This window comes from Celeribacter naphthalenivorans (assembly GCF_020524585.1).
Classification (GTDB): Bacteria; Pseudomonadota; Alphaproteobacteria; order Rhodobacterales; family Rhodobacteraceae; genus Celeribacter; species Celeribacter naphthalenivorans.
This window is the reverse complement of sequence record NZ_JAIVLK010000003.1, coordinates 307,107-319,924: the sequence shown is the minus strand read 5'-3', so window position 1 is coordinate 319,924 and position 12,818 is coordinate 307,107. Positions and strand designations below refer to the sequence as shown.

General features: G+C 57.0%; 10 protein-coding genes. 3 read left to right on the top strand and 7 right to left on the bottom strand.

The features are described 5' to 3' along the window. Positions 1-30: 30 nt before the first annotated feature. Genes LC094_RS08165 through LC094_RS08155 form a run of 3 tightly spaced genes read left to right on the top strand, consistent with a single transcriptional unit; the run spans position 31 to position 2,338 of the window. Positions 31-696, top strand: a complete 666-nt coding sequence (locus tag LC094_RS08165) for a Tim44/TimA family putative adaptor protein (protein ID WP_226551648.1) — start codon at positions 31-33, stop codon at positions 694-696. Continuing rightward, positions 696-1,736, top strand: coding sequence for a murein transglycosylase A (mltA, locus tag LC094_RS08160; RefSeq protein WP_226551646.1), 1,041 nt, complete (start codon positions 696-698; stop codon positions 1,734-1,736). The genes LC094_RS08165 and mltA overlap by 1 nt, the downstream gene beginning before the upstream one ends. Next, on the top strand, positions 1,733-2,338 hold the full coding sequence (locus LC094_RS08155) for a Smr/MutS family protein (protein WP_226551645.1): 606 nt from the start codon (positions 1,733-1,735) through the stop codon (positions 2,336-2,338). The genes mltA and LC094_RS08155 overlap by 4 nt, the downstream gene beginning before the upstream one ends. Here the strand turns inward: LC094_RS08155 and hslU are convergent, their stop codons facing one another. The 7 genes from hslU to LC094_RS08120 all read right to left on the bottom strand — a co-directional run bounded on the left by hslU (position 2,339) and on the right by LC094_RS08120 (position 12,802). Next, positions 2,339-3,643, bottom strand: a complete 1,305-nt coding sequence (gene hslU / locus LC094_RS08150; protein ID WP_226551643.1) for an ATP-dependent protease ATPase subunit HslU — start codon at positions 3,641-3,643, stop codon at positions 2,339-2,341. Next, positions 3,640-4,197 (bottom strand): ATP-dependent protease subunit HslV, encoded by a 558-nt coding sequence (gene hslV / locus LC094_RS08145; RefSeq protein WP_219783310.1) that lies wholly within the window; start codon positions 4,195-4,197, stop codon positions 3,640-3,642. The genes hslU and hslV overlap by 4 nt, the downstream gene beginning before the upstream one ends. Positions 4,198-4,321: 124 nt before the next feature. Further along, positions 4,322-4,642, bottom strand: a complete 321-nt coding sequence (trxA, locus tag LC094_RS08140) for a thioredoxin (RefSeq protein ID WP_226551641.1) — start codon at positions 4,640-4,642, stop codon at positions 4,322-4,324. 57 nt (positions 4,643-4,699) lie between these two features. Beyond that, positions 4,700-8,119, bottom strand: a complete 3,420-nt coding sequence (gene addA / locus LC094_RS08135; RefSeq protein WP_226551639.1) for a double-strand break repair helicase AddA — start codon at positions 8,117-8,119, stop codon at positions 4,700-4,702. Then, entirely contained in the window at positions 8,116-11,097 is a 2,982-nt protein-coding gene (addB, locus tag LC094_RS08130; protein ID WP_226551637.1) for a double-strand break repair protein AddB, read from the bottom strand. The genes addA and addB overlap by 4 nt, the downstream gene beginning before the upstream one ends. Further along, positions 11,097-11,774 carry a nucleotidyltransferase family protein gene (locus LC094_RS08125; protein WP_226551635.1) on the bottom strand — a complete coding sequence of 226 codons (678 nt, stop codon included), beginning with the start codon at positions 11,772-11,774 and terminating at the stop codon, positions 11,097-11,099. The genes addB and LC094_RS08125 overlap by 1 nt, the downstream gene beginning before the upstream one ends. Further along, on the bottom strand, positions 11,747-12,802 hold the full coding sequence (locus LC094_RS08120; protein WP_226551633.1) for an aminoglycoside phosphotransferase family protein: 1,056 nt from the start codon (positions 12,800-12,802) through the stop codon (positions 11,747-11,749). Before LC094_RS08120 ends, LC094_RS08125 begins: the two co-directional genes overlap by 28 nt. Positions 12,803-12,818: the final 16 nt, after the last annotated feature.

The following is a 12,818-nucleotide window of genomic DNA, read 5'->3' as shown; positions in this document are numbered from 1 at the left end:
TTTCTACGTTTGAACGGAGATCGACCGCCGATGGGGAATTCCCTTCTTTCCATTCTTGTCCTCGCGGGCATTGCCATTTTCCTGATCCTGCGCCTGCGCAGTGTTTTGGGCACCCGCGAAGGGTTTGAAAAGCCGCGCGCTGATTTTCCGGGGGCCGAGGAGGCCACGGCCGTCAAACGCGACTTCGAGGTGATTGAGGGCGGTGTTGATCACGACATCATCGACAATGTCGAGGCCGGCACCCGTGCCGCCGATAATCTCGCCGCGATCAAACGTGTGGACCCGAGCTTTAATGTCAGCGAATTCCTCTCCGGTGCGCGCGGCGCCTATGAGATGATCCTGATGGCCTTTGAGCATGACGAGCTTGAAAGCATCCAGCCGTTTCTGTCCGAAGATGTCTATGAGGCTTTCTCTTCTGTGGTTGAGGATCGCCAGTCCAAAGGCCTGACCATCGAGAGCCAATTCGTCGGCCTGCGTGAGCTTCAGATCATCGACGCCGATCTGGATCGTGCCACCGACGAGGCCGAGATCAAGATCCGCTTTGTTGGCGAAACCTCCTCCGTCGTGCGCAATGCCGAGGGCGAAATCGTTCAGGGCGACCCCAAAGCGATCAATCGTCAGAAAGACATCTGGACCTTTGCACGTCACCTGAACAGCGACGATCCCAACTGGCAGCTTGTCGCGACCGGTGCCTGATGTGGAGAAAGCTGGCGCCTGCGGCTTTTGCAGCCTTGCTGGCTTTGAACGCGCCGGCGTCATCCTCGGATGACATGATGGTGCGTGTCCTCTCTTTCGATGACCTACCCGGATGGGCCGCGGACGATCACGCCGCGGCTCTTTCCGTTTTTCGCGAGACCTGTGATCTCATTGACGCGCCAGAATGGCCGCAGCTCTGTGCTTTTGCTCAGACCACCAATGATGCGCGGAGCTTTTTTGAGTTGCTGTTCCGTCCGGTCCTGATCGAAGACGGCGCAGAGCCGCTGTTCACCGGCTACTTCGAACCCGAACTGCGCGGCTCCCGCTTTCAAACCGCGCGCTATCGTTATCCCATCTACCGCATGCCGCCCGATGTCGTCTCTGGCGAAGCCTATCTGGCCCGTCAGGACATCTCCGAGGGTGCGCTTGCTGGGCGGGGGCTTGAGATTGCCTGGGTCGATGATCCGGTCGAGCTGTTTTTCCTTCAGGTCCAAGGCTCCGGTCGTATTCGTCTGGAAAACGGCTCTGTCATGCGCATCGGCTACGGGGGCCACAATGGCCGCAATTACCGCTCCATCGGACAGGAATTGATCCGGCGCGGGGTTTATGACGCGCATCAAGTCTCCGCGAAAGTGATCCAGAACTGGGTGCGGCGCAATCCGATTGAGGGCGAGGCGCTTTTGAACTTCAACCCCTCCTATGTGTTCTTTCGCGAACTGCCGCGTTTGCCCGCCGAGAAAGGCCCGATCGGGGCCATGCATCGCTCGATCACCACGATGCGCTCCATCGCGGTCGATCCGAAATTCGTGCCTTTAGGCGCGCCGGTTTGGATCGAGAAAGAGGGCGCAGAGCCTCTGCACCGTCTCATGATTGCCCAAGACACGGGGTCAGCCATCAAAGGCGCCCAGCGGGCCGATATTTTTTTCGGCACGGGGGATCTTGCGGGCGATCAGGCCGGGAAAATCCGTGATCCCGGGCGTATGGTTGTGCTTTTGCCGATCCAGCTGGCCTATGCTTATGAGGAAAGGGCAGAAGGGTGAGCCGGCGCAAGAAAACCCTGAGCGAAGAGGATAAGGGGCTGTGGAATGCCGTGAAAAAGACGGCAAAACCTCTGCATATCTCAAAGGCCCCTGCCCCTTTGGCCCGTCCCGAAAAACCGAACCTGCCGAAACCCACCGCACCGATTGTTCGAGAGCCTTTCGATTTCGATCTGGAGATCGGAAGACATGCGGCGGGCGGTATGACCGGCCATGATCTTGCCCCGTCTATCTCGGACCGGTTGGCGCAAGCCCCGCTCAGGATGGACCGCAAGAAATTCGGTAAAATGCGCAAAGGCAATCTCGCCCCCGAAGGCCGCATCGACCTTCACGGTATGACGATTGCCCAAGCCCACCCCGCGCTCACACGGTTTATTCTAAGTTCTTGGGCGATGGACCGGCGGCTGGTTTTGGTGATCACCGGCAAGGGCAAACATCGCGACGACGACGGTCCCATCCCCGTGCGAAAAGGCGTCTTGAAACACCAGGTCCCGCATTGGCTGCACATGGCGCCATTGCGCGATGCGGTGCTTCAGGTCACTGAGGCCCATCTCAAACATGGCGGCACAGGCGCCTATTACGTCTACCTGCGCCGCAAGAAGTAGTTAGAGCATATAGCGGCTGACATCCGCTGCCTTGGCCATTTCATCGACGTGGTCATGCACATAAGCGGCATCGACCGTGATCTTTTCGCCGGGCTTGTCGGGTGCTGCGAAAGACAATTCCTCGAACACCCGCTCCATGATCGTATAAAGCCGCCGCGCGCCGATATTCTCGACCGAACTGTTTACATCGGCCGCCAGTTTCGCAATCGCTGCGATCCCATCCTCAGAAAAGGTGACTTCGACCTCTTCGGTCTCCATCAGCGCCTTATATTGCAGCGTCAACGCATTGTCGGTTTCGGTCAGAATGCGGACGAAATCACCCTCTTCCAGTGCGCGAAGTTCGACACGGATCGGCAAACGCCCCTGCAATTCCGGCAACAAATCCGAAGGCTTGGCGATGTGGAACGCACCAGAGGCGATGAACAGGATGTGATCCGTTTTCACCGGGCCGTGTTTGGTGGACACCGTGGTGCCCTCAATGAGCGGCAACAGATCGCGCTGCACGCCTTCACGTGAAACATCGCCGCCACGTGCCTCTTGCCGGGCGCAAACCTTGTCGATCTCGTCGAGGAACACGATGCCGTTTTCCTGCACGGATTCAAGCGCCACACGGGTCACGGTTTCATCGTCCAACAGTTTGTCGGCCTCTTCGCCAATGAGCACATCATAGCTCTCGGCGACGGTCATTTTCTTTTTCACGGTGCGGCCACCAAAGGCCTTGCCGAAGATATCGCCGAGGTTCATCGCGCCGCCCATTTGCGGTTGGCCGGGGACTTCGAACATGCCCATCGGCATCGCGCTGTCTTGTAGATCAAGCTCAATCACCGTGTTGTCCAACTCGCCGGAGCGCAGTTTTTTGCGGAACATCTCGCGGGTCTGTTCTCGGGCGTCGGAGCCAGCGATGGCTTCGATCACGCGTTCTTCGGCGGCTTCCTGGGCCTTGGTTTTCACATCGTCGCGCATCTGCTCGCGGGTCTGGGAAATCGCCGCATCGACGAGATCGCGCACGATCTGTTCCACATCGCGACCGACATAGCCAACCTCGGTGAATTTCGTGGCTTCGACCTTGATGAAGGGCGCTTTGGCGAGTTTGGCGAGACGACGGGAAATCTCCGTCTTGCCCACGCCGGTTGGCCCGATCATCAGGATGTTTTTCGGATATACCTCGTCACGCAGATCATCGGACAGCTGCTTGCGCCGCCAACGGTTGCGCAAAGCGACGGCAACGGCACGTTTGGCGTCATTCTGACCGATGATAAAACGGTCCAGTTCGGAAACGATTTCGCGGGGGGTCAGGTCAGTCATTTGCTAATCTTCTCAACCGTGAGGTTGCCATTGGTGTAGACACAGATGTCGGAGGCGATCTTCATCGCGTCGCGTGCAATGCTTTCCGCGTCCTTGTCGGTTTCCATGAGACCGCGCGCGGCGGCGAGCGCGAAATTCCCGCCCGATCCGATGGCCGCGATGTCATGCTCGGGCTCCAAAACGTCCCCTGCGCCGGTTACGACCAAAAGCGTGTCGCCATCGGTGACGATCAGCATGGCTTCGAGTTTCGACAGGTATTTGTCGGTGCGCCAATCTTTTGCCAGCTCAACACAGGCGCGGGCCAATTGCCCTGGCGTGGCCTCCAATTTCGTTTCAAGCCGCTCCAAAAGCGTGAACGCATCGGCGGTCGATCCGGCAAAGCCGCACACCACGTCTTGCCCGCCCGGCGACAACCGCCGCACTTTGCGCGCCGTGCCTTTGATCACCGTTTGGCCAAGGCTCACTTGACCGTCACCAGCCACAACCACTTCACCACCGCGCCGCACGCCGATGATTGTCGTGCCATGCCAGCCGGGAAATTCTTCTTTCGACATAAGAGGTCCTTTCGCTTGGCAATCTATATGAGGGCGCAATGGGCCGGGTGCAACCATGGGGACCAAACGCGCATGAAAAAGGGCGCCACATTGGGCGCCCGAATTCCAAATTCGTGAGACGGGATCAGGCCTCTTCGCTGATCCAGTTGGCCAAAGCTGCCTTCGGTGCCGCGCCGATTTTATTGGACACGACTTCGCCGCCTTTGAACATGAACAGCGCCGGGATCGAGCGCACACCGAATTGTGCCGGTGCGTTCGGGTTCTCATCGACGTTCACTTTGACGATTTTGACTTTGCCGTCGAGTTCCTCGGACAGTTCTTCGAGGGACGGGCCGATTTGTTTACACGGGCCGCACCATTCCGCCCAGAAATCGACAACCACGGGGATGTCGGATTCGAGAACTTCGGTGCTGAACGTGTCATCGCTGACTTTTACAGTTGCCATGAGGCTTCTCCTGAATTTTGTACTTGAGCAAAAACCTATGCCTCTGCCTCTGTTGGGTCAAGATGTGGCGGTGCAAGCCAGACTTGCCATCACGATATCGAGAGGAACAGGGCACAGCGTGGCGGTTTTTGTCCAAAGAAGCGCCACTTCGATTTCCCGATCCGGGTAAATCTCCTGACAGGCCTGCGCATAGGCGCCGAGTTGGCGCAAAAGACCCTCTGGGATATCCTCGACGCGCTCCGGGATCACGGTGTTGGATTTGTAATCCACGATCTGCACTTTTTCGGGTGTGATGATCAGGCGGTCGATGATGCCCTGAATGATCTGGTCGCCGAGAGTTGTGGTGAGTGTGGCTGTATAGGGCACCTCTGACAGCGAATGTGGGCCAAAAACATCCCAGTCATAGGTCTGATTGAGAACACCTAGCGCCTCGTGCATCAGTTTGGGAATTTCACTTTCGAGAGCGGCTTCTTCGCCCGCGGAAAGAACAAAGCGCGCCACCTCTTCGCGACGCTCTTCGCTCACCTCCGGCAAGACTTCGATCAGCTTGTGAAGCTGGCTCCCGCGGCGCATTGCGGCCTCTTTGTCGAGACTGGTCTCTTCCCCGGAAAGCGCCTTGGCGCCGCCGAGGTCAGACGGCGAGATGCGCTGTGTTCTCTCGGAGGGGGCTTCGGCAAAGATTCGAGCCCAATCCGGCAAAAAACCATCTTTTTCCCGCACAGAATTCGGCGACTTTGACGCCTCTGGCCAGTCGCCGATGGCATAGCGCGTCCCCATGAAGCCGGCGAGTTCAACGCTATCCGTCTCAAGGGCACTCACTCCGTTTTTCACCAGATCGTACCACGTTCCCGGCGTATCCTTGCCCGCACCACAAACGATCAGCCATTTTTCGGCACGGGTCATTGCCACATACAAAAGACGCCGATCTTCTTCCAGATCACGCATTTTGAGCTGGTTTAGGGTCTCTTTTGTCAGATCGGACCTTTGACCCGAGGCGCCTTTCCAAACGATCTGACCTTCTTGCGGTGTGATGAATTCATCCCGCGTTTCACGCAGCGTTTTCAACGTGTCAGGCAGGATCACGATGGGCGCTTCCAACCCTTTCGAGCCATGCGCCGTCATCACCCGCACGAGGTTCGAGTTTTCATCGAGCACACGTTTGAGTTGGATGGTTTGGGACTCGAGCCAGGCGATGAAGCCCGTGAGACTGGGCGTTTCCGAAGTCTCATAATTGCGCGCCTGATGCAAAAGCGCATCGAGTCCGTCTTCGGCCTCTTTGCCAAGGCGCGCGATGAATTTGCGCCGTCCCTCATGACGGATCAGAACGCGTTCGATCAGGTCGTAAGGTCGAAGGAAATCAGAGGTTTGTCGCAAGTCTTCGAGAACTGCGTAGGTCTCCGGCCACTCCTTCCGCCGCTCATAGAGCGACCGCCAAAGCGTAATCGTCGTTCGACCATGAGCGAGTTGGTAGAGATCGCGTTCCGACCAGTTGAAAAGCGGAGATTTCAATGTTTCGGCGAGCGCCAGATCGTCGTCTTGCAGGGACAGAAATGCGAGCAGAGACCGCAGGTCTTTGACCGCCATTTCTTCGCCCAGCGTCATGCGATCCGCCCCGGCGACAGGGATCGCGGCGGGGTGGGATTTTAGCTCCTTGAGGATCAGACGGAACAAAGGGGAGCGCCTTTGAACAAGAATCAAAATATCGCCGGGTTCGATCCGCCGCCCTACCCCGTTTTTTTCAGGAATAGAGCCATGAGCGAGTTGTTCGGCCACGAAATTAGCGATCCGTTTCGCCAGTCTCGGGTTCGGCTCCTCCGGGTGGATCACATCAATCGGGTCTTCCCATCGGCTTTCTTCTTTCTCGCGCTCCTCCTTATCCTCTTTCGACAGGTCCTCGGGCTCTTCCAAAGACCAAAGGTCCACTCGCCCCGGAATGTCGTCAAAAAACGCGATATGCTCCGGGATACCTCCAACGCCCTCGCCATTGACCGCCGCAAAAACTTTGTCGGTCGCCGTCAAAATAGCAGGTGAAGAGCGGAAGGAATATTGCAGCGAGAGGTCTTGAAGCGGCTGACCGACGGCATTCAAACGCTCGCCAAAATGCGCTTTCATCTCATCAAAGGCGTCGGGTGCGGCGCCTTGAAAGGAGTAAATCGACTGTTTGTGATCGCCCACGACAAAGATCGTCCGGGTCACATCCGCCCGCGCGCCCTCGCCCGCTGTGAACTCCCCGGCTAAAAGTTGCACAACGCGCCATTGATCGGGGCTGGTGTCTTGGGCCTCATCCACAAGGATGTGGTCGATCCCACCATCGAGGCGATACAGCACCCATTGCGACACGTTCGAGATTGACAAAAGATCTCGTGCACGGCGGATCATATCGTCGAAATCCAACAGGCCAAGCTGCGCTTTGCGCTCCATGTAGAGTGGCAGAATTTCTTGCGCAAAGCGATGAAGCGCAAGCGTTTTGCGCGCGTCTTTGAGACCAAAGAGATGCGGTCTCACCGCCTCCACACGCTTCATAAAGGCCTCTAGGCGATCAAAAGCGCCGGGATGTGCGTCGATCAGTTTTCGTGTTGGAAGGCTTGAGTGCTGCGCGTAGAATTTCGTACCGAGCGGGTTGGTCTTGGCTTTTTCACCGGCCAAAAGCTTGTCACACAGGCTTTCGACCAAGTTTAAATCAGGCTCTAATCGAGCCCAATACCGAAAAAATACGGCGACTTTCTGATCCGCCGCACTCGAGCTTTCCATGAGGGCCGCGCAGTCAAGAAGCATCTCTTTTTCGCCGCCAAGAAAGACATCTCCCATGAGCCGTGCTTCGTCATAGCCCTCAGGCAGTGAAAACCAGCGCCAAATGTCAGCCTGCTCGGGGTAGTGCAAAAACTGATCGCGTTTGGCGACCACACTGAGCGCCAAATCCGTCAGATCAAGATCGCTGACGTAAAGTGCAACATCGTCGATGACTTCTCGGCGTGGCCCAAGAGCGATGTCTTCAACGATCTCCGACACCATCCGCCGCGATTGGCGTTCGTCCATTTCCTTGAATTGCGGCGACACGCCCGCCTCAAGCGGAAAGCGACGCAAGAGTGCACTACAAAACGAGTGAATCGTCTGAATTTTCAGACCGCCCGGCGTCTCAATCGCACGAGCGAACAGGGTGCGTGCGTGACGCAAAATCTCGGAATCAAGCTGCTTTTCAGGGGAAAGAGTCGTGAGCTCTTTGATCAGTTCCGCATCAGGCAGCATTGCCCAATCACCCAACCGCTTGAACAACCGGTTCTGCATCTCTGCGGCGGCCGCCTTGGTGTAGGTCAGACAGAGAATGTGCTGCGGTGGTGTGCCGTCGAGCAACAGGCGCGCCACGCGATCCGTCAACACCTTGGTCTTGCCTGAGCCTGCATTGGCCGACACCCAAGTCGACATATCAGGCCGCGCCGCCATGAGCTGGCGACGGGTGGCTTCGTTCATCTCGGTCATTCCAAATCCTCCGGCACAGGCGTGTCGGCGTCGGACCATTCTCCGTAGCGGGACAGATGTTCGAAATCCGTCTCAAAGCGCACAGTTTTCATCATCCGCCGCGCGGAATACCCAAGGTTCGGGTTGTCATAGGAGCGGATCAACTGCACCAGCTTTTCTTTGACCTCATCAATTTCGGCGGGCTCAAGTGGCAGGACGGTTTCCGAAAGCGTGTTGTTCAATCCGAGATAGGCCACTTCGGACACGCGCCCCATCGGCACATTTTCAAATTTGCCCTCTTCCATCATCGCCGCTTCGAGATGAAGCTGAATGTTGAAGATTTTCGTCTGCTTTTCCGTCGGCGGAGATCCGGATTTATAGTCGTAAATGACGAAAGTATCGTCCTCTTTGCGATCAATCCGATCGGCCTTGCAGGTCAGTGAAAAATCCACCTCGGGCACATGCATAGCGCCTTTTGCCTCGATCCCGACAGGCGTGCCCTTGGCCAATCTTTCGCGCTCACGCGTGACAAGCCCATCGGCAATGCGCCGGACACGGCCAAACCAAACCCTGCGCGCAGACGGCCAGGACACTTCGCGTTCCAAAACCTCTTCGGCCACCGTCAGAAAACGCGCCAGCGCCTCCTCATGACTTTCCTCACCGATTTGCGACAGATAGCTCTCCATAATCGCGTGGAGTGCTGTGCCTCTTTCGCGCACATCGGGCTCACGGCTCAGGGGATCGAGCTTGTTCAGCCGCAAAATCCGACTTGCGTAGATGTCGTAAGGGTCACGGATCAGGGTTTCGACACGCGTCACGGAAAGCTGCCGCGGGCGTGCCGCAACGGGCGGACGCGGGCTTGGTCGTTTGGCGGACGGCAGGGTAAACTCTGGCTTGTCCAAATGTTCCGCCAGCGCAATCCATTCGGAACCGCGCGCGCGCATGTGTTCCAAGGCGGTGCGCCCCGCATCGGACATCCCGGACATGAGGTTGGTCAGGCGAATAAGCCAGCGCGAGGCGACCGTCTCCGCCTCTGCATCGCGTTTCGCGCGGGTCAGAATGACCTCGGGGGCGGCGACAGCTTGTTGGAAATCGTGCGCTGACAGGCCGATGCTTTGTTCCGGCGACAAAAGTCCGGCTTGGCGTCTCATATCGCGGCTGAACCAAGGGTCTTGCCCAACGCTTTGCGGCCAAATGTTTTCATTCAGACCACCCAAAATGGCCAAATCGGCACCGAGCGCGCGCGCTTCAAGTGTCCCCCAAATCATAACCTGCGGATGTTTCGGAGATGGATCGCGGACGGTTTCGCGACCCAGAATGGCCCGGAACAGATCGCCGAACTCCATGGTGGTCATGGTGCCAGCGTGATCCGCTTCACGATGCAGGGTCTCGACAACGCGACGCGCCTCGCGACCGGCATGTTGTGCCCAAAGTTCGCTGTCATCCGTAGAGTTTGGCCCCATAACCAGTCTCGAACTCAGCTGAATCAGGCGATCGAGGTGAGTTTTGAGCGACCCCTCTGCAGTATGATGAAAGTGTTCACTTTGATCTGCGACCCAGCCGGCCCATGACAGCCGCGCGTCTTTGTCGTCCTTGTCTTCGCCAGATTTAATCGCCCACTCCAGAAGGTTCTCACGGGTCGGGAAGGCGAGCGTTTTGCGACGCAGATGTACCTCAAGCTCGCGGGTCCAAAGCAGGTGGAAACCGCGCGCATCCTCTTGTGGGGCATCGTCTCGGGTGCCGCGGGCACAGAGCGGATGCTTCAAGAGGACCAGCAAATCTTCAGAGGATAAAACGCGCCCGATCAGCCCCACAACATGACGCAAAAGCCGTCCGGGTGGGGTTTGGTTCAGCGGAATACCTGCGCTGTCGTCCGGCACAATATTCCAACGCCCCAAAAGAGCTGTGACACGTCGCGCCAGATCGCGATCCGGCGTGACGAGCGCGGCGGTTTTGCCATCGTGTACCGCTCGACGCAGGACGAGTGCGATTGCATTCGACTCAAGCCGCATATCCGGGGCTTCGATCAGGGTAAGCTCTTGCGTGGCGCCTTCGACATTCTGAAACGCGGGCCCCTCTCGCATCCATTGATCGGTGATCGGCGCTGGACGCAAAGCCAGAGAAACAAGCCGGTTTCGGCTCTGATTTTCTTGCGTGTCGCCATCCCACCTCTGGATGCGATCAGGTCTCACACCTAGTCGATACGCCATTCGCGCCATCCGTTCCTGCGGATGTTCGACGGCCATGCGCTCTTCCGAGTAAATTTGGTTCCAAACCTCGGCAGACATATCAAAATCGACGCCAGGAAGGATGACGGCACCTTTCGGGAGTTTGGCCACCAGAGACATAAATCGCGCGGTCATACCGCGTGAACCGGTTGAGCCCACGACGAGAACTGGATGTTCGGGCGGTGACGTTTTCCACGTCGTCTCAAGGCGTTCAATGACAAGGCGCAGACGATCCTCGCCGCTCAATTCGACAGAGCCGTCATCTGCGAAAAGCCCGAAAAGGATCGACAGAAATTGAAGCGATTTCTGCCAATGGCCGGAAGCATCCGGAACTTTCAGGTTTTGAATATCTTCCGGCTTCACGCCCTCGTCCTGCATCTCAGCAAAGAGAAGCGCGAGGCTGTCAGACAGGTCGAATACGGAGGACCGCGTGGCGAATTGGGGTTCTTGTTTTAGAAAATGTGACACGAGCTGTGCCAGTTCAAGTCGTCGTCTCAACCCGCTGATCGGGACAGGGAGATCCATGAACTCATGATCCATCCCGAGATGAGACAAAAGACGCAATTTTGGCAGGAATCGGGTCGATCCGTCTTCGAAAACCTCTTGAATTTCCTTTTTCATCCGCGAGGTGTTTACGAATATTTCGGTCCGCGCCAACATGTCGGGCGGCATGCCCTCAAGACGTGTGAGTAGGCCGTTTTTGACAGCAGATGGATAATGTGCGCCGCATGGGACACCAAATAGGGCCGGGCTTTCATCTGATGTGAACATTAGAGGCCCTTTAACATGGTTTCGGCAATCTCAATGCCTTCCGGGTGACCGACATCGCACCAATGACCACTATATTCGACACCAAAAATGCGACCTTGGGCGAACATATCCTCCCAAACACGGTTGAGCGAAAAATGACTGTCCTTAATCGCGGCAACGGGGGCTGTTTTTAAAATTTGCATGCCTGTGTAGATGTAGCTTTGCCCGCGACGGATTTGGCCGTCAGGTGAGAGGTCGAAATCACCGGTGCCAAGATGCGCATGCGTGCGTGATTTGGGGATAATCAACAAAAGCGCGTCCATTTTGTCCGGCTGCCAGGCGTCGGACAAAATCTCAGCAGCCAGAGGACCTTTCCAAACGGCATCGGTGTTCATGGTGAACACCGCATCACCATCGAAATGCGGGAGCGCGTTTTTGAGACCACCACCGGTTTCCAAAAGATCTTCCTCGAAAACAGTCTCTAATCCAGCGGAATGAAGGTGTTTTTCGAGCAGATCGGGAAGATAGTGCAGATTGGCGACACGATGCGGAATGTCACCGAGTTGGTCCAGAGCATGATCGACCAAGGGCCGCCCGCCCACCTCGATCATAGGTTTCGGGCGGGTTTCTGTCAGAGCCTTCATCCGTGTGCCGCGACCGGCACAAAAGATCATTGCAGAGTTGGGATTGTACCGCATTTGTCCTTGAGCGTTTGTAGGGCTGCGAGGTCAGGTTCCGGGAGATGCGCGCGCAGCAAGGTTGCAAGCTCCTGAAGATCGGGGTGGTCCAAATCACGTTGGAGATGCCCCCAAACGCGCGGGATCAGGTCAACATAGCTGATACGGCCAAAGTGCAGCGACATACGTGCAAAGACCATCAGAATGCGGAGATTACGCTGAACGGAACAAATCGCCGCCTGACGCGTGAAATCGACCCGATTCAAGCCCAACTGATCACAAAAACGCGCCATGCAGCGATTGCGAATTTCCTCGGAAACATCGCGTCGGGCATCTGTCGTCAGTGAAATCAAATCATAGGCGATCGGGCCCAGCATGGCGTCCTGAAAATCAAGCTGGCCGACGCGAGCGGCCCCTTCCCTTTCGGGGAGCCACAAAAGGTTTTGGGCGTGGTAATCGCGAAGGATTGTAACACGCTCTGTGCCGAGACTGTCGACCAAAGGCTGAAGAGCGGCGTGCGTCAGAGCTTTCTCATCCGCCATATCGCGGCCAAGGATGGGTTCGGCGTACCAGCGATAACAAGACAGCGCCAAATCGGTCATGCGGGGAACATAATCTTCCAGCCCCTGCATCGGTTCTGCGGAACACAGGGTGACAAGCGCATCTACTGCGGCATCATAAAGGCCGGCCTCGAGCTCAGGGTTCTGCGCACAGACTTGATCGTACAAATCCGTGCCGAAATCCTCGAGGATCAAAAACCCAAGCTGTTCGTCAGCGGCATAAATTTCGGGTGCGGACAGGCCGATGCCGGACAAATAGGCGTCTACTTTCACGAAAGGCCGCACATCTTCACCGGCCTCTGGCGGCGCATCCATCAGGATGGCCGTGCGACCGGATGAGGCATCCGTCAATCGATGGTAGCGACGGCGGGAGGCATCACCGGCCAGCGCAACGGACTGTGATGCGGCCCATGGGCTATTCGCCACAAAATTTTCGAGAAGTTGAGCGCGATCCATCTTTGTGTCGCGCGCATCGAGTGTGGTGGTCACGGAGTTTGGCCTTTGT

What these genes read in the sequence shown, in the direction of transcription:
- LC094_RS08165 (WP_226551648.1), top strand. Translation starts at nt 31, where the DNA reads ATGGGGAATTCCCTTCTTTCCATTCTTGTCCTCGCGGGCATTGCCATT.
- mltA (WP_226551646.1), top strand. Translation starts at nt 696, where the DNA reads ATGTGGAGAAAGCTGGCGCCTGCGGCTTTTGCAGCCTTGCTGGCTTTG.
- hslU (WP_226551643.1), bottom strand. Translation starts at nt 3,643, where the DNA reads ATGACTGACCTGACCCCCCGCGAAATCGTTTCCGAACTGGACCGTTTT.
- hslV (WP_219783310.1), bottom strand. Translation starts at nt 4,197, where the DNA reads ATGTCGAAAGAAGAATTTCCCGGCTGGCATGGCACGACAATCATCGGC.
- trxA (WP_226551641.1), bottom strand. Translation starts at nt 4,642, where the DNA reads ATGGCAACTGTAAAAGTCAGCGATGACACGTTCAGCACCGAAGTTCTC.
- addA (WP_226551639.1), bottom strand. Translation starts at nt 8,119, where the DNA reads ATGACCGAGATGAACGAAGCCACCCGTCGCCAGCTCATGGCGGCGCGG.
- addB (WP_226551637.1), bottom strand. Translation starts at nt 11,097, where the DNA reads ATGTTCACATCAGATGAAAGCCCGGCCCTATTTGGTGTCCCATGCGGC.
- LC094_RS08125 (WP_226551635.1), bottom strand. Translation starts at nt 11,774, where the DNA reads ATGCGGTACAATCCCAACTCTGCAATGATCTTTTGTGCCGGTCGCGGC.